Source organism: Chitinophaga sp. (genome assembly GCF_039596455.1).
GTDB lineage: Bacteria > Bacteroidota > Bacteroidia > Chitinophagales > Chitinophagaceae > Chitinophaga.
Genome location: NZ_JBCNJR010000007.1, coordinates 223,051 through 243,692, shown reverse-complemented (window position 1 = coordinate 243,692; position 20,642 = coordinate 223,051). Strand labels below are relative to the sequence as shown.

The window sequence follows — 20,642 nt, the reverse complement described above, 5'->3', positions numbered from 1 at the left end:
CCCTGAATATTCAGCAGCACACCATATTGCCTATTTCGCGGCCAATACCTTGTTCTTTTCCAGGAACAACCGAGCGGCAGCCAGCTCCGGCCGGCTGGCGCCCGTTGCATTGGAGGTTTTGAGCAGCTGGGCATAGTAAGAACGCGCTTTTTCAGCATTACCTGACCTTTCCGCTGCAAGGCCCGCATTGTAAAGCGCATTAAACCGGTTGGGCCGGTCTTTCAGGTTGATCTCATAAGCCTCCAGGGCTTCCGCCGGTTTATTCATGGCCATGAGCATATCTCCCAGCAATTCCCTGGCGGGCGCCACTTCACCCGGCGTTACCGGCGGCTTGGGCGTTGATTCTTCCATAACGGCCGCTGCCGTCATCAGCTGCAGCGCCTCTTCGTGCTTTCCTTCTTTCAGCCGCACCCAGGCTTCCGCCCCTTTCACCTGTATCTGCACCTGGTTGGCCTTGTAAGCCTCCTCTTTCTGCAGCAATGCATCGTGCAGCTGGTGAAGCACTTTCACTTCCGCGCGGGCCACATCCAGTTGGTTCTGGTGTACCGCGCCAAGCGCCCGCGCAAAATGTACAATGGCTTTCTCCCAGGGATATTTGTCCCAGTTAAGGCCCGCCATAGAGTGGGGCTCCAGCACGGCCGCTTCCGCCCACAGCCTGTTTTCCAGCGCGTAACGTGCGGGAATGGCGGAAAAAGCATACACCACTTTCGGCGTTTCCGGGTAAATTTTCCTGATGCTGCGCAGGTAGTCGCACTGCTCTTTGGCGCGCTGGTTGTCTGCCTGCTGCAGGTAGGAGTACACCAGGTAATCCATGCTATGCAGCTCCTCATCCCAATGCCCGTCAAGCCCCAGGCTCTCCGCGTAACATTTGGCAGCCGCGCCAGACACCTTGTTGGCGTAAATACTTTCATTCCAGAGACCCAGCCGTACAAAGATGTGTGAAGGCATGTGCTGCGCATGCGCAGAGGAAGGCGCCACAGAAGCGTACTTTTGCGCCGCCGGCAGCGCCATGGCTGCCAGGGCGGGATAATCGTAACTATGTATCACGTAGTGGATCACGCCGGGGTGAAAAGACTTGTCTGCCCCCAAAGAAGCCAGCACCTCCCCTGCCTTCCGCTGTTTGGCATAGGTTTTATCTGCCGGGTCTGCCGCGCTGTTCAGCGCCAGCGCATAGAACGCGGCCGCATCTTTATCTTCCGGGTATTGCCGGTGCAGCTGTTCCATAGCTTTTTCAAAGTTGGCGCAGCGGTTGCGGTGGGTCGCGTTTGCTTCATAAAATGCTGCTATGGCATTGATATAGTCAGTCTCCCTTTTTGATTTGTTGTTGATAGACTGTGCAATGGCCACGGCCTTGCGGCCCTTTTCAAACTCGTCTTTAGCAGGCGGCGACCACAGCGGGTGAAAATTGCTCATGGCCACGCCCCAATACGCCATGGCGCAGGCCGGTTCTTTATGAATGATGGCGGCAAAGGCCTTTTCCGCCTCGTCATATTCAAATGAATGCAGCAGGGCCAGCGCCATGTTGAACTCTTCCTTCACTTTGCCGGAGCAGGAGGTCTCGAATGAAACGGCGCCCAGCTGCTTGTCTGCCGGGCCGCAGAGAATGGTTTTGCCCTGCTTCAGGTTCATGGCGGAAATGGTGGCCGCTGTGGGCACCTTGTTGCTGTTATTACAAGCCGCCAGCGCAAGCAGGAAAATGCAGGGAAGTGTACGCAGCTTTTCCATGGTTGTTAATTGAGGGGGTGTACAGTAATTTAAACAATATGGGGATGCCCGCCAAATACGGGTTTGTGGATGGCGGGGTTGGGGGGATAACTGGTGACGATCCACTCAAAAGCTTTCATTATCCCGATTAAATTTCTATTTTGTGCACGCCTACAGTAATCAACCCGTTTTAACAGGCTGTGCATTCTTCCACGAAACAGATGAACAGCCCATCAACGTTTTCTCAAAACCAAAGCATGAAGATGAACAAACTCTCCAGGATGTTGTTCCTGGCCCTTCTGCCCGCCACTACAGCCATAGCGGCGCCGGCGGCAGACACGTCTTTTTCCGTTATCCCGGCCCCGCTCCACATCCAGGCCGGCAAAGGCAGCTTTCCGCTCAACCGGCAAACACGCATCCTGGTGGAAGCAGGCAGCAAAGATCTCCAGAACGTGGCCAAAGAACTGGCCGCCGGCATCCACCGGCAAAGCGGCCTTCAATTACCTGTAGGCGCGCTGGGCAAAATGGTGCCGGTAAACGCCATTGTGCTGCGGCTGCAGGCAGACACGCTGGGCAATGAAGGTTACCGCCTGACGGTGAGGCCCGGCCTTGCCACCGCCAGCGCCTCCCAGCCCGCCGGTGTTTTTTATGCGGCGCAAACCATCCTGCAGCTGCTGCCGGCAGGCCCGTCTAAAAGCCCGGTGCTGCCCGCGGTGACCATTGCAGACAAGCCCCGCTTCGGCTGGCGCGGCCTCATGCTGGATGTAGGGCGTTATTATTACCCGGTAGACTACATCAAGCAGTATATAGACTACATGGCCATGCACAAGCTCAATACCTTCCACTGGCATCTCACAGAAGACCATGGCTGGCGCATCGAGATCAAAAAGTATCCCCGCCTCACCTCCGTAAGCGCCTGGCGCAATGGCACCCAGTTCACCAACAACCGGGTGAATGACCATCCGCACGGCGGTTTTTATACGCAGGAGGAAGTGAAGGAAGTTGTGGCCTACGCCCAATCCAAATTCATTACGGTGGTGCCTGAAATTGAAATGCCCGGCCACAGCCTGTCTGCGCTGGCTGCTTACCCGGAGCTGTCCTGCACCGGCGGGCCGTTTGAAATGCCTGTGAAATGGGGTATCCAGAAAGATGTGTATTGCGCCGGTAACGACAAAACCTTCGCCTTCCTGGAAGACGTGCTCACCGAAGTGGCCGCCCTCTTCCCCGGCGAGATCATTCACATTGGGGGAGACGAATGCCCGAAAGACCGCTGGAAAGCCTGCAGCCGCTGCCAGCAACGCATCAAAGACAACAAGCTCAAAGATGAGCACGAGTTGCAGAGCTACTTCATTACCCGTATAGAGCAATTCCTGCAAACCAAAGGCAAGCGCATTATTGGCTGGGACGAAATACTGGAAGGCGGCCTGGCCCCCAACGCAGCGGTAATGTCATGGCGCGGTACCAAGGGCGGCATTGAGGCTGCCCGGCAGCTTCACCCCGTAGTAATGACCCCTAACAATTTTATGTACTTCGATTATTACCAGGGAGAAGCTTACCTGGAACCTTATTGCATTGGCGGTTTTGTGCCCCTGCGGAAGGTATATGAATATGAGCCGGTGCCGGCGGAGCTGAATGCGGAAGAAGCCAAATTCATCCTGGGCGTGCAGGCCAACATATGGTGCGAGTACATTCACAGCCCTGAAAAAGCGAACTATATGACCTTCCCCCGCGCCGCAGCCATGGCGGAAACAGGCTGGAGCAGCGCCGGGCGGAAAAACTGGGAAGACTTTACCCGCCGCATGGAAAGCCAATACCTGCGGTATGATAACGCCGGCATTGGTTATGCCACCAGCGCATACAATGTGATGTTCAAAGTAGAAACAGACTCTGTGCGGAACAAGGCGCGGGTAACGCTGCAAACAGACAGCTACCGGCCCAACATCCGGTACACTACTAACGGTAACGAACCTACGGCCACTTCTGCCCAATACCGGCAGCCCTTCGAGGTAGACCTGCCGGTAAATATCAAGGCGGCGGTTTTCCAGGACAACCGTGTACGCGGCCAGGTGAGCGGTACGGCCATTCTCCGCAAATCCGCCCGGTAATATCTTGCTGCCTGTTATATAAAAAGGCCACCCTCTTGCAAGGGTGGCCTTTTTATATAATGCCTGTGCCGGTATGGTTACCGGCTTTTCAATTGCTTCAACGGAATTTTAGCGAGGTAAATGGATGTTTTGCCTTCGTGGGAAGAATAGTAAGACATCCACAACTTCCCTTTATGGAACAACATGCCGGGATAGCTGTTGTCTCCTCCGCTGGGCACGTCAATGCCTTTGAGCACGTTGCCTTTGAGGTCAGTTACATACACCACGGTGCCTGTTTTCGGTACATACTTGCGTACGCCCATCACCAGGGTTTCATCATTGAGGAAAAGGAAGTTGGGGCCGCCCAGCCGGTGTTTCATTTTCGACAGCTCCCATTGTTTGTACGGCGCGGTTGCTGTAGCTATCATGGCCATGCCGTCACCCTGATCCCGGCGTATCAATACGTACATTTTGCCATCCTTGTCAAAACGGATAGTGCTTTCATTGGCATAGCCGTCTACTTCAATTTGCGATACGCTTTGGAAATAGCGGCCGTCTTTGGTGCTGACGAGAAAGACCTTGTCCGCTCCTATCTGGTAGAGAATGGCGTAACCGGTGCCCTCGAGCCAGGTAAGGCGCCATACCCAGTCTGACCAGGAAGCAATGGCCGGGTCTACCACAGATTCCTCCGGGGTGCTGAACGTGGTGCCGGATGCGTCGGATATGGATATCAGCGGCTTGCGGCTGATCACCTTTTTACCTTCATGCGCCTCCACGTCCATCAGCACCATAATCCGGTTGTCTGGGGTAATGGACAGCTTGGGGTCTCTCACGTCCCGGTCTTTTACTTCCAGCAAGGCCACGCTTTCCCATTGTTTACCGTCTTTTGAACGGAGTATCCTGGCTTTACCGTCCGGCCCGGAAACGTGGCCATTGCCTTCGCGGAAGGCGCAGTAAAAAGCGTTGTTGAAGCGGAGCAGGTCTGTGAAGGCGTTGTGCGGCGCCTTGTCCCAGATCTTTTCCACTTCAGGCGCCGGGGTTTCGCCGGCGGAAGTTCCCTTGTTGCTTGCGCAGGCCTGCAGAAAAATGGCGGCCGCGAACATGGCTGATAAAATTCTCATATTGCTGATGAATTATTGTAGGCTTTGTAATAGTTGTAACAGGCGGGCTGTTATTTTCTCTTCTGCGGCGGCTTCCAGCAAGCTGTTGCGGCAGCGCCAGGTTTCATAGCCGCCGCGCTCCATCTCTGCCAGCGGCGGTACATACCCAAGGTTGGCATTGGCCAGCCCTATCGTAAAATAATGTGGCATGGCCTCCTTCAGGCGCAGCCCTGTTCCTGCAAAGAACTCGCCGGGCAGGGCGCCTATTGTGACATCTCCTGCGCGCAAGGCCTGCACGGGGCAAAGCAGTTCATCAGGCATATCTGCCAGTAACACCTGTTCTCTTGCATAAATGCGGCGCAAGGCGTCCATGTTGAAAGAGAGCGCGGTGTAATCCGTAGCCGCCATCAGTTCCCGCGCTGCACTGACTTCCGCCGGCAGGGGTTTGCGAACCTTGAGCAATACCTCGTCATGCGCTGCCGCCAGCACGGGGGCGGCGTTCCACTCCAGCTGCGGCAGGGCGCTGTACACCGCTTCCGCAAGGTCTTTGCCAATGATGTCACTTTTGGCGTAGTGAGCCGTGGGGTAACGCTGCGGTTGCAGGAAATCCCATATGTTCACATCACCGCTGGTACCATTGCTCATAATAGCCTGGAAACCGCTGCCGGCTTCCAGCAGTTGGGTGAGATGGCGGGAAAACACGCCGAAATAATCAGGCGAAATAGTCCCGTTTTCCCAGTCTCCCGCGTAATGGAGTGAATAATTGGCCAATACGGAAATCCACTCCCCGCCTGCTCCTTTTACGGCCAGGAAACTCAGGCCCGTATCTGCTTCCGCCACGCGGCGGTCTATCATATGTTCCGCGCCGAAGGGATTGGTTTTGACAGCATCCGTACCGCCGCTGACGGGGTTCTCCGGCACATATCCTTCTTTCATGAAATAGCGGCGGCATACTGCGTGCTGCGGCGCCTGCACAGAGCCGTACGCCATTACCGCGGGCCGCAATTCCCCCATGGCCAAGATAACCGCCTGGGCCACCAGGCCGGGCAGCAAGGCGGCGTAAGCTTCATCAGGCGGGGTGAGAAAAATATCTCCCACAGAACCGGCTGCATGCGTATGGGTACAGGAAACAAGCATGTGCGGGGCAGGTATGCCCGTTTGCCCGGCAATGATAGTTTTGATCTCATCTATCATCCCGCGGGGTATTACGCAAATATCCACCACCACTATGGCCAGCCGCATATCCCCTTGCTCCAGCACCAGCGCCCGGGCATGCAGCCTGTCATGAATATGGGTGGCGCGGTGCGGGAAAAAATCTCCGTTCACCAGCGTTCCCGGGGAAGGTGTAATATCTGTGGCGGCCGCGCCGGCCCTGAATACTGTTTGTGTCATAAACTCTTTTTATGCAGCCCAGGCATTTCTTAAAAACCGGAGCCAGTTGCCGTGCAGGATGTTGTTGATGTCTTCCTGCGCATAGCCTCTGCGGCCAAGTATATCCCGGAACTTTTGCAGGTCTGCGATGGATTGCATGTCCCATGGCGACTGTTCCGTACCGAATATACCGTCCAGGTCGCTGCCAATGGCTACGTGCCTGCTGTTACCGGCCAGCTGGCAGATGTGGTCCCAATGATCCACCAGTTGCTCCAGGCGGATATTGAGCTGCCAGGGGTCAGACACGGTATCTATAAAACGTATATCCATGGCCCAGCAATCCAGCATGCCTCCTATCACGGCATCCCTTTCTACGAGGCAGCGTATCTGGTGGTCTGTGAGCTGCCGTTGTGTAGGCACTATTGCCCTCACGTTGTGATGGCTGGCCCATACCGGGCCCTGGTACAATTCCAGCGCCTGGTAAAACCCTTCATCTGTAAGGTGGGTTACGTCCAGTATCATGTTCAGGCTGCTCATTTCCTTCAGCAGGGCAACGCCCTGTTCTGTCAGCGGCCCTTCCATTTTGGTACCGGGAGCATACCGGCCGGGGCCGAAATGCGACAGGCCTGCGGCCCGCAGCCCATTCTCGTAAGAGCGGTGCAGGTAAGAAATATCCACCAGCGAGTCTGCTCCTTCCAGGCTCAGGATGTAGCCAACCGGCTTTTGCGCGTCCGGCACGGTTTCATTTTCCCACAGCTGCAGATGCGCTTCCAGGCCGGGCAGGTCTTTGATCTGCACCATTTCCCCCAGCGCTTCCATTTCCCGGTACCATGCCAGCTGCGCCTGCGTCATGGCCCAGGCCTGCTGCGGGGAATGCCAGCCCGCCAGCGCGCTGCCGGGCGGTGTGTACCGCGCCAGCTGCGTGGCTACTACCAGGCCAATTTTCCCTTTCCGCAATTCCGGCAGGCACACCGTACCCCGGCCGCGGTCAGGCTTGTCTTTCATATGCATCTCGCGCTGGCGGATGCTGTTGAGCGGCTGTGTAAGGTCACGGTTCCACTCTATGGCATTCATGGCCAGGTCCAGGTGGGCATCTACGATAAAGGTACCCTTCATACTTTATTTTTTTCATTTTCTCCAAAAGGATAGCGGTCCATCAGCTGCCGTATGCGGTAGCTGAAGCGGCTGAACACTGCCTTCCAGTTTTCCGCCTCTTCAGGGTTATATTCATAAAAGCCCTTTCCCGCGTCCATACCGGTGTGGCCGGCGGCCACCAGCTCGTTCATGAACGGGGGCGGCTCGCTGTCACGGGCCAGTTCGGGGTTCAGGTCTTTCATCACCAGGCCGTACGCGTAGGGGCCCATAAGGTCCATATACCGGAAGTTGCCGGCAAAGGGCAGGTAATAACCAGCATCGTTACGGCAGGCGCGGTCTATATCTTCCAGGGTGGCATACCCGTTTTCCACGAGGTAAAATGCCTCACGCGCCAGGGCGCTGAGCATACGGGAGCGGATGCCTTCTTCCCCGGTAATGAGGTAAGGGTCTTTCCCCCAGCCGAGGGCCATCTTCCTGAATGCCTGCACCAGCGGTTCCCGGCATGTTCCGTTCACGATCATTTCGAGAAAAAGCGTGGTATGCGCCGGCTCCGCCCAGTTCACGCCAATGATGCGAAAGGGATGAGCGGCGCCTTCCTGCAGGGCGCTGAGGGGAATGCTCTCCGTGTTGACCGCAATAACCGCATCTGGCGGCATGATGCCTTCCAAGGCCGCCAGCAGCTGCCTTTTGCTACGCTCACATTCTGCCGTTACGGCAATGGCCGCGCTGAAATTGCGGCCCGTGGGCAGGCGGTAAGTGATTTCGCAGTCTTGCGCGGATATACGGCGGCCGGCGTATTTGCCGGCCTGTTCAATATGTTTTTCTATTTGTCCGGCCGCGGCAGCCGCGTCTGCGGTATGCAGGGTAACCGGGTGGCCTGCCTGCAGCAGGCACACTGCAATGCCTGATGCAAGCGGGCTTTTACCGGATACCAGCAGCGGCTCCTTCCGGGCTTGTTCTTCTTTTCCTTTTTCCATAGTTCGGTGATTGTGCTACATGTCCTGCATCACGCTTTCCGCTGTACGTACGGCATGGCGGATGTCTTCTTCCGTATGCGCGGCGCTGATATACCAAAGGCCGCGGCCAATGATGCGGACGCCGCGGTTGTGCATGCCGGCAATGAACGCTGCCAGTTTTCCCTTGTCGAAAGAAAGCGTATCCCTGTAATCCCCAGCTTCCGTGCGGCTGGTAAACGCTATGTGGAACATGGGGCCGGGACCGGATACCAGGAGCTGCTGCCCTGTTTTTTCCGCCGCCTGGCGCAACCCTTCCATCAGCAACCGCCCATACCGGAAGAGACGCTCATAAGGCTGCGTCTCCTCCAGCACCTGCAGCGTGGCCTGCGCCGCGGCAATGGTGGGGTTACCGGCATTCATAGTGCCGGCGTGCACCACACTGCCTTCCGTGATCAGGCTCATCCACTCGCGCTTGCCTACAATAGCGCTAATGGGGTAACCGCTGGCCATGGCCTTGGCAAATACAGAAAGGTCGGGCGTAACATTAAAATATTGCTGAGCGCCGCCGGTAGACAGGCGGAAGCCGGTAATCACTTCATCAAAGATCAGGGCAATGCCATATGTGCTGCACAGCTCCCGCAAGCCTTCCAGGAAACCCTGGCGGGGAAGTATGCAGCCGTTGTTGCACATCACGGGTTCCGTAATGATGGCGGCTATTTCCTGGTGGCGCGCCGCCAGGGTATTTTTCACCAGCTCAAGATCGTTCCAGGGCAATATGATAAATTCATCTGCGGTACGCGCGGGCAGGCCGGCAGACAAGGGCTGGGCCACGGGGGCCTCCCTGCTGCCGAGCGCAGCTTCATCGGGCGCGGAAATGCCCCAGCAAACGTTATCCAGCCAGCCGTGATAGTGCCCCTCAAAACGGAGGAACTTAGGGCGCCCGGTTTTTGCGCGCGCCACGCGGAAGGCGGTTTGCACCGCCTCCGAACCGTCAAGGCAGAAACGCATGATTTCCGCGGAAGGTATCAGCCGCTGCAACTGTTCCGCCAGCTCCAGCTCCCTGATATGCTGGCCGGCAAACAGCTGGCCGGCAGCGGAATATTCCTGCACGGCCTCCAGCACGCGGGGGTGTGAATGCCCCAGTATCAGCGGGCCCTGGCTCAGGGTAAAATCAAGGTACTCATTGCCGTCTGCATCATAGATACGGCTGCCGGCGCCATGGGTATAAAACAAGGCATGCGGATGATTGTATTTCCTGAACTCGGAAGAAACTCCTCCTGCCAGCACTTTCTGCGCTCTTTCAAGCAGCGCGGCAGACTGCGTGTATTGATATGCTTTCATGATCTTCTTTTTTCCGGCCGTATCATACATTAGCCGGTGTAACGGGGTTGGACGGGTAAAGCCTGGCAAGGCGGTGAATATCCCGGTTGAAATGCGAGAACGCTTCCTCCCAGCGCCGCGCCTCTTCGGGCGTATACTCGTAAAAGCCGTTGCAGTTGTGCACGCCCCGTGCGTTTTCACTCACCATCTGCTGCATCAGCGGCGGCACGCCACTGGCATTGCTGAGGCGGGGAAAATAGTTCCTGAAAACCGCGGCATGGTCTTCCAGCCCTGTGAAGTCCATTCTCCTGAAGATGCCCATCAGGGTTATCCAGGAGCCTGCATCGTAACGGAAACACTTGTCTGCGTCTTCCAGGGTGGCGCAGCCTTTTGCCACCAGGTGCAGCACTTCGCGGTACACTGCGTACATGAGGCGGTTGGTGATAAAGCCCCTGATGTCTTTACGGAGCAGCGTAGGTTCTTTCCCCCACTGGTGGGCAAGGGCAAACACCCATTCTGCATGTTCCGGCGTTGTGAGGGCGCCGCAGGTGATCTCCAGGAAGCGGGTGGCATAGGCGGGCTCCGCCCAGTGCAGGCCCAGGAAACGTTCCGGCGCGGGCACCAGCAGCTGCAGGGTGCTGATGGGAATAGCGGAAGTATTGCTGACTATCACGGGATTCTCCGGCGTTGCGGCCGCCATTTTCCGGTATACCTGTTCTTTTATCTCCACTTTTTCTATGACGCATTCCTGCAGCAGGCTGCAACCGCGCAGCGCGCCGTAATCGTCCGTTATGGTGAGCCGGACCAGGCAATCTTCTACGGCGCCTTCCAGCAGGCCGGCGGCCTTGCAGTACAGGAGCTGCTCACGGATGCGCCGCGGCCCGGCTTCCATATCTTCGGGAAGCGGGGCAATGGCCTTTACAGCATGCCCCGCCATCAACAGGGATACCACTATGCTGCTGCCCATGAGCCCCAGCCCCACCACGCCCACTGCTGTGGCGGCCGTATTGAAACGATCTGCCATCAGCCGGGAAGTTTTGCGATGCAGTCAATTTCCACTTTCAGGCCTTCGGCCAGTACCGATTGTACAGTGGTGCGCACCGGCCTGATACCGGTGAAGTATTTCGCGTATACGGCATTGTAACGGTCAAACTCGGCAATGTCTGCCAGGTGCACGGTACACTTCACCACATCCTCCATACCGGCGCCGGCGGCTTCCAGTATGGCCCTGATGTTGTCAAGCGTTCTGGCGGTCTCTTCCTCTATGGTACCTTTTACAAACTGCGAGGTAGTGAAATCAACGGAAGCCTGCCCGCTTACAAAAAGCAGCCCGTCTACAATAAGGGCGTCTGAATAAGCACCAGTCACAAAAGACGGGTTGCGGTGCGGATGGACTATTTTCTGTTTCTTCATTTTCCAAAAGTACCCTGCGCCCCTTCTTTTTCCTGTTACTTTTGTTTACAATTGTGATACGATCTTTCAGAAAGCTATTTTCACCTTTACATCACAGTGGTTATTTTGCTATCTTGTAGTCACCAACTATTGCAGTCATGAAAGCTACAGAACACCGTATACCAAAGGATTTCGACAAGTCGTTCACCGTGTTCCGGGAAGTAGGCACTTTTTTCCCTTGCCCATGGCATTACCATCCCGAATATGAATTAGTATTAGTTACCAAAAGCACGGGCCGCCGCATGGTGGGCGATCACATTGGTTATTTCGAAGAGGATGACCTCGTGTTCATGGGGCCCCGGCTGCCGCATGTATGGGTAAACGATGCGGTATACCTGAACGGCGAGGCAGACCACCAGGCAGACGCCGTTGTGTTGCATTTCATGGAAAACTTCCTTGGTGAAGAATTTATTGCGGCGCCTGAAATGGAAATGATGCAGCCGGTATTCCAGATGGCGGGCCACGGCATGGCCATCAAAGGCGAAACCCGCAGCAGGATCAACGCCGTGATGAAAAAGATGCAGGCCATGAACGGCATGCAGCGGCTCTCCGCGCTGTTCACCATTTTTGACCTGCTGGCCAACACCACCGAGTACGAGCTGCTGGCCAGCCCGGCGTTTGTGAAGAACGTGCAGTTCAAAACGTCCAGCCGGTTCAGCGATATTACAGACTATATCATGCGCAACTTCGACCGTGACATTCCGCTCACGGAAATAGCGGGCGTTGCCAACATGGCGGTTACCACCTTTTGCAACTACTTCAAGGAACACCACCGTGTTACGTTCATTGAATACCTTAATTCCGTGCGGGTAGGACATGCCTGCAAACTGCTATCTGATAAAGACCACAACATTGCCGAAATTGCCTATGAATGCGGCTTTAACAACCTTGCCAACTTCAACCGGCAGTTCAAGAAGCTGAAAGGCATGACGCCGAGTGAATTCAAGCGCACGCTGGTGCTCTAAAAAACAGCAAGCCCCCGTTGCCGGGGGCTGGTGCCGGGTATATGAGGGTTACATTTTACGCGTTCAGGCCGCCGTCCATCAGGATGTTTTCCCCGTTGATGTAAGCCCCTGCATCGGAGGCCAGCAATACTACCAATCCTTTAATATCGTCGTTGTTAGCCATTCTGCCCAGCGGCACTTTCCTGCAATAGTTGTGGAGGAATTGCTCCGGCTGGTGGTTGAACAGGCCGCCGGGACTGATGCAGTTCACCCGCACCTGCTTGCCTGCCAGTATACGCGCCAGGTAGCGGGACAAATTGATGAGCCCCGCGTTGTGAAAAAAGTAATCAGGCGGCGGATGGCCCATGTCCGTACCCTCGTAATTGGAAAGGTCAGGGCCTTTCATGCCCATCATGGAAGCAATGTTGATGATGCTGCCGCCGCCGCTTTCAGCAATAAGAGCGGCCATTTCGCGCAGCAGGTCCATCATGCCGGTGGCATTCACCTGCATAGACTCCGCAAACTGCTCAATAGGCGCGTCATAACCTTTCATAGGGCGGCTGACGGCGTTATTCACGAATACGTCAAGCCTGCCATACTGGTCCCTGACCTGTGCGGTCAGGGCGGCAATGGAACCATGGTCTCCCTGGTCAAGCCGCAGCGCGTCTACCAGCAGGCCCTGCGCCCTGAAAGCATCCGCCGTTTTGCGGCCTTCTTCCAGGTTACGCGAAGCTATCACTACCGTGGCGCCGGCTTCTCCCAGCGCCTCCACTATACATTTGCCGTACTTGCCGGCGCCGCCGGTTACCAGCGCCACCTTGCCCTGCAGGTTGAATAATTGTTGAATATGCATGGGTCCCGTTTACTTTAAGTGTATCTTTTTTCCGCCCTGCTCCAGGCTTTCGCGGGCGGCAATAAGCGTGTGAATAATGGCGGCCGTTTTTTCGAAAGGAAGCCGCGGTTTTCCCTCCTGCACGGAGCGTATAAATTCGATGATATTGTCCCGGAACATGGCGTAGAAATTTGTCATCTCCACCAGCCGCCAGCCGTTATGGCCGAATACAGACAACTGGAAGGTAGGCGTAATATCCATGAACAGGTGGATGCCAGCCCGCACGCCGTTCTCAAATTCCAGCGTTACCATGTCCTGCCCCGCTTTGCCGGTATGGGTAACGGCAAGGGGGCGCGGATCGTTCAGCAGGGCAAACACCGCTTCCAGCATATGCACACCGTATTTGACCCAATCCTTTTTGCCTACCGCCGTTACCAGCTCTATTGGCCCCAGCGTGTGCAGGTTTGCCCTGGCAGACGAGCATTCTGCCGCATAGCGCATGGAGGAGCAGCTCATGATGAACCGGCCCTTTGCCACCTGTTCCGTAAACCAGGCCAGGTCATCCCGGCTGATGGTCAGCGGTTTGTCTATGAATATGGGAATGCCGGCGCTGATGAACGGTTCCGCCATTTCGCGGTGATGTTCAGGATCGTCCCGGGCCAGTATGACGGCGTCTACCTGGCCTATCATATCTTCCAGGCGTGCCGCCACATGGGGAATGCCGGCAGCGCTGGCAATGCTTTCCGCTATATCCGCGCTTTGCGCCCACACATGCGTTACGCGCGCGGCGGGGATGCCGAGCGTGTCCTGGTTAGCATGCAGGTAAGCAGTAACGCCGGGGTACCCCACGCGGGTGATCTCCTCCCCGTCAAACACACCGTTGATAATGGCAGACCAGGAGTATGGATGAGCGTTGCCGCTGCTCATGCCGATGATGCCCGTCCTGATCATGCTTCACTGAATTTCTGCACCAGCTGGCGGCAATAATTTTTCATGCCTACCACGTCAGCGCCCACGTTTACAAACTGGTACCCCATGCCCAGAAAATCTTTCAGGCTGTCTATACTTCCGGAAGTGGCGGCAAACTTCCCGTGCTTGCGGGCTGCTTCCGCCACCAGGCGGCGGGCTCTCAGCAGCTCCGGATGGTCCCACTGGCCCGGCGCGCCAATGCTCTGGCTGAAATCTCCCGGGCCGAAGAAGAGCATGTCATACCCTTCCAGGGCGGCAATGGCCTCAATTTCCCGCAGCGGTTCATGATCTTCGATCTGCAATATTACAAACCGCTGCCTGTTAGCCTGCTGCATATATTCCGTCAGCTCAATGCCGGTATAACCCGCGTCTGCGCTGCCGCCGTCTATGGCGCGTTTGCCCAGCGGGTGGAAACGGGTCATTTTTACGATGGCTTTGGCATCTTCAAGGCTCATGACATGCGGCACCAATATGCCGGTGGCATCCAGCTCCAGCGGTTTGATATAGTCGCTGTAGCTGCCGCGCGGTACGCGTACCATCACATCTACGTTATGCGCCTTGGCGGCACGCACGTGTGAAGCTACCACAGACCAGTCTTGCGCCAGGTGCTCCCTGTCTACCCATAAGCAGTCAAACCCTGTCATGGCAGCCAGTTCAGACACCTGGGCGTCCCCAAAATTGACCTTCAGGCAACTGGCCGTACCGCCTGCCCTTAATTTATTCAATACCCGGCTTTCTCTCATTTTCATAGATCCTGTCAGTTTATTGTTTATTGCGTTGTTCAATGTGTAAAATAGCATTGGCGGCGGCCACTCTTACGTCTTCATTTTCATCGGCCAGCATCCGTTCCAGCACCGGCAAGTCTGCCGGGCCTCCCCTGAGCGCCAGGCCTTCCGCTACCTGGTAACGGTCTCCGGCGTTTCCCTGCAGGCAGTTCAGCAACGCCGCCCTGGCTTCCGCCAGGCGCTCCGGCGCGGCGTGGGCATAAAAGGAACTGAGCACCAGCACGCTGCCTGTGCTGCCCGTGGTTACAGCCCTTGCGCATGAGTCCAGCAGGCGGTAAGTAGCGGGCAGTATACGTTGCCGGAAGCGCAGCGCGTAAGCGGCGTAATAACTTTCAGCCGGTACATCAGAAGCCAGCAGCGCGGCCAGCCGTTCTTCTCCCTGCGCTGTACCGTTGTTGGCCAGCACCCACAAGGCCATGGCCCTGAAACCGCCGCTGCCGGTATCCGCCTGCGCCGTGATGGAGCGCAGCGGCTTGCTGAAGCCTATTTTGGCAAGGCTTTCCAGCGCCGTCAGCCGGGCGCGTGCGGAATCCGCATGCAAAAATTCTTTTATGATGCGGCGCTCCATGGCTTTCCGGCGTTGCAGCCTGGCCCGCACACGGGCGGAGCCGGTAGTTTCAATGGAAGGCATGCGCCTGCGCAGCGGGAAATAACCTGCCACGTTATTCGTATAGCCGTTGCCTGTCAGGGCTTCCGCAGCGTGCATTCTTACCAGGAACTGGCTGCTGTGGGCCATGGCCCCTCTTAAAACAGACAGGCATTCCGCGGTACGGCCCTGCCCTGACGCTTGAAAGGCGGCCAGCAGCGGCAGGAACACAGCAAAAAGATATTTCGGCATAAGCTCAAAAGTACCCACTAAAGGCAGCCGCATCTGTTACGATCATCTATATTAATGATACTTTCTTTCAAGGGTTGCGCTACCCGATATTTCGTATATTGATCACTTGCAAAAAAGCATAGCCAATATAATGAAAAATAGTACCATTAATATAGATGATCGTAACAGCAACGCTGTTACCGGAGGGCTACTTTTGGAGCTTTGACATGCAAACACCTGATATGACGACCATCAACGCTATACCCGCTTCCCGGCCTATGTTCCGCGCCTGGCTGGCGGTGGCCCTGCTCTGCGTGGTAGGCTGCCTGAATTACCTGGACAGGATCATGATCACCACCATGCGGGAATCCATTGTATCCGCCATTTCCATTACAGATACGCAGTTCGGCATGCTTACGTCTGTATTCCTCTGGGTATATGGCCTGCTGAGCCCGTTTGCAGGTTTCCTGGCAGACCGTTTCAGCCGCAGCCGCGTGATCATTATCAGCCTCTTTGTATGGTCTGCCGTTACCTGGCTTACCGCGCATGCCACTACCTATGAGCAGCTGCTGGCCACGCGCGCGCTGATGGGCATCAGTGAGGCCTGTTACATTCCCGCAGCGCTGGCCCTGATCACAGACTACCACCGCGGCCCCACCCGCTCGCTGGCTACCGGCATACACATGGCCGGCATCATGTTCGGGCAAAGCCTGGGTTTTGTAGGCGGGTGGATAGCGGAGCGGTCAGACTGGTCTCATGCGTTCAGCCTGTTCGGTATAGTGGGCATTGTGTATGCATTCATCCTGTTCTTCTTCCTGCGGGACGCGCCGCAAAGACAAACCGCCGCAACAACGGAGCGGCCGGTCAATTTCAGGGAAGGCGTCCGCAACCTGTTCAGCACACGGGCATACTGGCTGGCGCTGGCCTTCTGGGGCCTTATAGGGGTGGTGAACTGGATGATCGTGTCCTGGCTGCCTACGTATTACAAAGAACAATTCAACCTGTCTCAAAGCATTGCAGGCTTATACGCCACCGGCTATTTCCACACCGCCAGCCTGCTGGGCGTGCTGGCGGGCGGCGCCTGGGCAGACCGCTGGAGCCGCAGCAACCCGCGGGCGCGCATCCTGGTGCCGGCCATCGGCCTTGCCATTGCCGCGCCCTGCATTTTAATGGCCAGCAGTACCGATGTGCTTGTACTCGCTATCACCGGCTTTGTAATGTTCGCTTTCACCCGTACGTTCACAGATGCCAACATGATGCCCATCCTCTGCCTGATATCAGACAGCGGCTACCGCGCCACCGGCTACGGCATCCTGAACATGGTGGGCTGCATTGTTGGCGGCATCGGCATTTACGCCGGCGGCGCCCTGCGTGATGCCGACGTAAACCTCCGCCTCGTGTTCCAGCTGGCTGCGGGCGTTGCGCTGCTGTGCGTATTGGTGCTGCTGCTCATCCGGCCGAAAGCCGCCAAAGGAGCATAACAACCGCAAATAAAAAGGCGGCGTATCCAGTAACCGGATACGCCGCCTTTCATATTTGTACCTGCAAATTACCGCAGCCAGCCGTTACGGTCCCAGGCCGGCAGGTCAAGAAATTCCGGATCGGGGAAAGCCAAAGCCCTGGCCGCGGCCAGCAGCTCATCACTGAGATAGCGGCCGTTGGCAGTGTGTAGCGTGGCGTTGAGATATTCGGGTTTATCGATCCCTATGAGCACAGCGGCTACCTTGCTGAAAGAAAGGGCAAACTTCACGGCAAACTCCGCCAGCGGCAGCTCTCCCGCCAGCGTGCCATAACGCTGCACGTGCGCTTCTACTTCCTTCAATGCCGGGTGCAGCCCTTCCCCCCTGCCGCTCAGTACGCCTTTCAACAGTACGGAGCGTACTACAATGCCTGTGCCCGCGGCCTCCGCCTTGTCAAAACAGGCCTCCTGCCGCTGGTCCATCAGGTTGAAGGGGAGCTGCACTACATCCCATACGCCGCTTTGAACGGCCGCCTCCGTTTCTTCCACGTGATAGGTGGAAATGCCGGTTGCGCGGCACAGCCCGCGCTGCTTCAGCTGCGTGAATATGCGGGCAATATCTTCACTGGCCAGTATGGCGGCACTGGCCTGGTGAAGCATGAATACGTCTACATAATCTGTTTGCAAAGCCTGCAGGCTTTCCTGTAAGGAGGCCTCTACTATCTCCTTCAATTCATTATACGGCGGCAGCACGCCGTCAGCACCGTGCACATGGCGGCATTTGGTGGCCAGCACCACTTCGCCGCGGCGGTCTTGAAAAGCGCGGCCCATGATCTCTTCGCTATTGCCGTAGAGGCGTGCGGTATCAAAAAAATTAATGCCGCCGTCTATAGCAGCATGCAGCAGGCGCACCGCTTCGTTTTCCGGCAGCATATGCTCCCGGCCGCTGACGCCTATGCCGTAGGGCATGCCTATCTCCACGCCGCCGAAAGCCACTTCAGACACGCGGATGCCTGTTTTACCCAATGATCTTTTCTCCATATGGTATGCCTGCGCAAAGGCAGGTTTGTGTAAGTTTATTTGTTGAACTTTAAAGCGTACAGGTCAGCGTCTTTCATATGGATCTTTAACCGTACGGTTTTCCCGGCCAATGCGCTCACGTCTGCGCTTCCTTTCCAGCGCACCACGCGTTTGGTTTCATTGCCGATGATGGTGGTGGCGTCTTCCATAGTGAAACCCGGCAGGGGCGTTCCTTCCGCATCCTGCATCTCTATGCGGATGCCGCCCGCCGCGGAGGTAGCATAGTTGATCTCCAGTTCCCTGCCGGAAAACGTGAAGGCTTTGGTAATTACTTCACCGCCTGCGTATGGCGCATTCAGGGAAGCAAAACCGTCCAGCCGCAAGGTATATCTTTTCAGGTGGGCGCCCGGCTGCGCGTATGCTTCATTAACAAACAGCGATAGCTCATCAGGCCCCGTCTGCACCACGTTCAGCGCGGGGTAGTTGGAGCGTGACACCCAGTTGTCAAGCCCGATGCCCGGCCGTATGAAAGATTCCATGAACGTTCTGGAATAAACATTGCCTCCCCTTGTGGCCATCAGTACTACGTCAGAACAATCTTTGTAATACGCAGGGTCTACCTTCAGCCTGCGGGCCTCTTCCGCGGGCACTACCTGCCTGTTGGGCATGAAGCGCGCGCCAATGGCCAGGTAAATATGCGGCGCCCTGAAGTAGGGGCTGGTTTGCTGTGTATACAAGTGTTCCATGGGCGTATTGCCGAACTGCATTTCTTCGGGCTCGGACCAATGCAGGAAGTCTTTGGAAACAGACCGGCTAACCGACCTGAAACGCTCCCCGCGTACCGGCGCCGTCATAGTACGGAAATAGCACACGTACTGCCGCTCGCTTTCCGACCAGAACACTACGTTCTGGGAATCGAACGCGCCTTTGGTGATGACGGGCGCGGCCTGCATTTTTTCCCAGCGTATGCCGTCTGCAGACGCATATGCCAGCAGGCCGGTTTCCCTGGTGCCGCTGAAAGCCTTGTAACGCTGCGCTGCCGGGGCAGCGGGGTTCTTGTCAAGAAAGGGGCTGAAGTTATGGCTGGCCGGCGTTGCATGGGCCAGCACCACATTGTTGCGCTTGTGGCCGGCCACCACGTATTGTTGCAGCAACGGCTTTTGCCATGTTTTCCCGTCTGCTGATTCCGCCAGGCAGGTTACCTCTCCCGCGTTGCCGTCTTTACCGGCCACCGGCTCTCCGCGGTAATACGCGCGGAAACGCCCGCCGTCCTGTATCACCGTTACATAACCGCTGAACCGACCCTCCCACGGCTTGTCAAAATAAAAGGCCACACCCGCTTCCTGCGGGGTATGCATTGCCATACGCACATTATGCAAGCTGCCTATCAAATGCGTATCTACGAATATTTCCCGCCTGTCTTCCAGCTGCAGCGGCCGCTGCTCCTGCGCCGCACTATCTGGCAGGCGCAGGAAGACGGCGGCGCATGTCCACAAAAAAAGTTTCCGCATCTGTCTGTTTTATTTAACACCCATGAGGCTCATTTCCATAAATTGTATGCCTGCCTGCTTGCCCCAGGTTTCCTGGCTCACAATGCGCAGGTAACGCACAGCAGGCGTAGCAGCGGGAAAATAGAACTTTTCCCCGTCAACATGCCCGTATTGCAGATCTTCCGGCAGTATAGTGCCCAGGGGCGCGCCGGAAGGCTTTAACGACTCAAATTCTCCCAGCAGCGTCCAGCCGGCAAAGTCTGCCGTTACATTGGCCGTAGCGCTGCCCCATACCTGGAACTTCCGCATGTGGGAGTGATTGAACAAGAGGTTGGACTCCGGCCTGTTATTGATCAGCAAACGGGTCAACCTGGCCTGCTGGCCCATATCCAGCGTAAACTGTGCGTTGTTGTTGGCGAAGCCCACGGTTATGGAATTGTCCCATGCGTTCTCTATTTTCCAGGCAGCGGCGGTGTTGCCGGCATACGGGATGCCCGTAGGGTTCCAGCGTTTAAAGAGCGCCTTGTTCAGCGCTACGCCTTCCACCACAATGGGTTCCAGCGGCCGGAAGCTGGTAGCGAACGTATCTATGGCATCGGGTTCCGGCAGGAAGAGCGTACGGTATTGCACGTCTCCGGAGGCCACCCCTTCTATTACGGACATGGTATCTGTAACCGGCACCTTCCTTACTACGGCGTTGCCGCCGAGGTCTGTATAACTGATCTCCGTCAATACAGCGTACTGTGGCGCACGTACCCACTTTACGGTGAGCCTGCTGTCTTCCTCTACCAGCTCCCTGCTGCTGACAGCACGGTCTTGCAGGGTTGCCTGGAAACGGTCTCCATACACATTCCCGCTCACCTCGTAGGGAACTGACGGGTACCTGGACTCCTTGGTCATGGTGATCAGCTCGAAATTATAGTTATCTTCAGGCAGGTTGCCCACCACTACACTCAGCGTATCTCCCGTGCCCGGAGGGAGATCAAGCATGGCGGAATCCTGCCGGGAGCGCCAGTATACCAGCAACCGGGCCACTTTGGGGTCTTTGTTCACATAGCGGAACAACACCCGGTTCTGGCCGGCTTGCACTTTTACGGCATCCAGCCGGCTCACGTAGATGGTCTCCCCTTCCCTGAGGTACTTGTCATGCAGATCGTTCATTTTTGAGCAGGCCGCCATACCCGCTGCGCCCAGCAGCAGAATGATTGCGATCAGTGATCTATAGTTGCGGATCATGTTCTTTT

General features: G+C 56.5%; 18 protein-coding genes. 3 read left to right on the top strand and 15 right to left on the bottom strand.

All coding sequences use genetic code 11. The features are described from left to right. Positions 1–30: 30 nt before the first annotated feature. Positions 31–1,725 carry a tetratricopeptide repeat protein gene (locus ABDW36_RS20435; RefSeq protein WP_343703776.1) on the bottom strand — a complete coding sequence of 565 codons (1,695 nt, stop codon included), beginning with the start codon at positions 1,723–1,725 and terminating at the stop codon, positions 31–33. Between the two features lie 236 nt (positions 1,726–1,961). On the opposite strand from ABDW36_RS20435, the gene ABDW36_RS20430 reads away from it, so the two are divergent. Further along, on the top strand, positions 1,962–3,809 hold the full coding sequence (locus ABDW36_RS20430; protein ID WP_343703775.1) for a family 20 glycosylhydrolase: 1,848 nt from the start codon (positions 1,962–1,964) through the stop codon (positions 3,807–3,809). Between the two features lie 77 nt (positions 3,810–3,886). Here the strand turns inward: ABDW36_RS20430 and ABDW36_RS20425 are convergent, their stop codons facing one another. The 7 genes from ABDW36_RS20425 to ABDW36_RS20395 are packed head-to-tail and all read right to left on the bottom strand — an operon-like array spanning position 3,887 to position 11,043. Beyond that, a complete protein-coding gene (locus tag ABDW36_RS20425) occupies positions 3,887–4,909 on the bottom strand; it encodes a sialidase family protein (RefSeq protein ID WP_343703774.1) in 1,023 nt (340 codons plus the stop codon). Between the two features lie 12 nt (positions 4,910–4,921). Next, positions 4,922–6,280, bottom strand: a complete 1,359-nt coding sequence (locus ABDW36_RS20420; protein ID WP_343703773.1) for a hypothetical protein — start codon at positions 6,278–6,280, stop codon at positions 4,922–4,924. A gap of 9 nt (positions 6,281–6,289) precedes the next feature. Continuing rightward, a complete protein-coding gene (locus ABDW36_RS20415) occupies positions 6,290–7,375 on the bottom strand; it encodes a membrane dipeptidase (protein ID WP_343703772.1) in 1,086 nt (361 codons plus the stop codon). Beyond that, entirely contained in the window at positions 7,372–8,331 is a 960-nt protein-coding gene (locus ABDW36_RS20410; protein WP_343703771.1) for a 3-hydroxyacyl-CoA dehydrogenase NAD-binding domain-containing protein, read from the bottom strand. The genes ABDW36_RS20415 and ABDW36_RS20410 overlap by 4 nt, the downstream gene beginning before the upstream one ends. A gap of 15 nt (positions 8,332–8,346) precedes the next feature. Continuing rightward, positions 8,347–9,651 carry an aspartate aminotransferase family protein gene (locus ABDW36_RS20405; protein ID WP_343703770.1) on the bottom strand — a complete coding sequence of 435 codons (1,305 nt, stop codon included), beginning with the start codon at positions 9,649–9,651 and terminating at the stop codon, positions 8,347–8,349. 22 nt (positions 9,652–9,673) lie between these two features. Then, positions 9,674–10,654, bottom strand: coding sequence for a 3-hydroxyacyl-CoA dehydrogenase family protein (locus ABDW36_RS20400; RefSeq protein ID WP_343703769.1), 981 nt, complete (start codon positions 10,652–10,654; stop codon positions 9,674–9,676). After that, positions 10,654–11,043: a Rid family detoxifying hydrolase gene (locus ABDW36_RS20395; RefSeq protein ID WP_343703768.1), complete on the bottom strand. Its 390-nt coding sequence runs from the start codon at positions 11,041–11,043 to the stop codon at positions 10,654–10,656. Before ABDW36_RS20395 ends, ABDW36_RS20400 begins: the two co-directional genes overlap by 1 nt. A 137-nt stretch (positions 11,044–11,180) precedes the next feature. On the opposite strand from ABDW36_RS20395, the gene ABDW36_RS20390 reads away from it, so the two are divergent. Then, complete coding sequence (locus tag ABDW36_RS20390; RefSeq protein ID WP_343703767.1) at positions 11,181–12,047, top strand: AraC family transcriptional regulator; 867 nt, start codon at positions 11,181–11,183, stop codon at positions 12,045–12,047. Positions 12,048–12,102: 55 nt separating this feature from the next. Here the strand turns inward: ABDW36_RS20390 and ABDW36_RS20385 are convergent, their stop codons facing one another. Genes ABDW36_RS20385 through ABDW36_RS20370 form a run of 4 tightly spaced genes read right to left on the bottom strand, consistent with a single transcriptional unit; the run spans position 12,103 to position 15,450 of the window. After that, a complete protein-coding gene (locus tag ABDW36_RS20385) occupies positions 12,103–12,879 on the bottom strand; it encodes an SDR family oxidoreductase (protein ID WP_343703766.1) in 777 nt (258 codons plus the stop codon). A gap of 9 nt (positions 12,880–12,888) precedes the next feature. Further along, the gene (locus ABDW36_RS20380) at positions 12,889–13,809 is read right to left on the bottom strand and encodes a Gfo/Idh/MocA family oxidoreductase (RefSeq protein WP_343703765.1); all 921 of its coding nucleotides are present in this window, start codon (positions 13,807–13,809) and stop codon (positions 12,889–12,891) included. Continuing rightward, positions 13,806–14,576 carry an aldolase/citrate lyase family protein gene (locus ABDW36_RS20375; protein WP_343703764.1) on the bottom strand — a complete coding sequence of 257 codons (771 nt, stop codon included), beginning with the start codon at positions 14,574–14,576 and terminating at the stop codon, positions 13,806–13,808. The genes ABDW36_RS20380 and ABDW36_RS20375 overlap by 4 nt, the downstream gene beginning before the upstream one ends. A 13-nt stretch (positions 14,577–14,589) precedes the next feature. Continuing rightward, positions 14,590–15,450 carry a hypothetical protein gene (locus tag ABDW36_RS20370; RefSeq protein ID WP_343703763.1) on the bottom strand — a complete coding sequence of 287 codons (861 nt, stop codon included), beginning with the start codon at positions 15,448–15,450 and terminating at the stop codon, positions 14,590–14,592. Between the two features lie 155 nt (positions 15,451–15,605). Between ABDW36_RS20370 and ABDW36_RS20365 the strand changes: the two genes are divergently transcribed. Then, complete coding sequence (locus tag ABDW36_RS20365) at positions 15,606–16,910, top strand: MFS transporter (RefSeq protein WP_343703762.1); 1,305 nt, start codon at positions 15,606–15,608, stop codon at positions 16,908–16,910. A 68-nt stretch (positions 16,911–16,978) separates the two neighbouring features. On the opposite strand, the gene ABDW36_RS20360 is transcribed toward ABDW36_RS20365, so the two are convergent. From ABDW36_RS20360 to ABDW36_RS20350, 3 genes are read right to left on the bottom strand one after another with little or no spacing between them, the layout of a single operon-like run. Beyond that, complete coding sequence (locus tag ABDW36_RS20360) at positions 16,979–17,929, bottom strand: aldo/keto reductase (protein ID WP_343703761.1); 951 nt, start codon at positions 17,927–17,929, stop codon at positions 16,979–16,981. 35 nt (positions 17,930–17,964) lie between these two features. Continuing rightward, positions 17,965–19,419, bottom strand: a complete 1,455-nt coding sequence (locus ABDW36_RS20355) for a hypothetical protein (RefSeq protein WP_343703760.1) — start codon at positions 19,417–19,419, stop codon at positions 17,965–17,967. A 9-nt stretch (positions 19,420–19,428) separates the two neighbouring features. Further along, entirely contained in the window at positions 19,429–20,634 is a 1,206-nt protein-coding gene (locus ABDW36_RS20350; protein WP_343703759.1) for a DUF4998 domain-containing protein, read from the bottom strand. Positions 20,635–20,642: the final 8 nt, after the last annotated feature.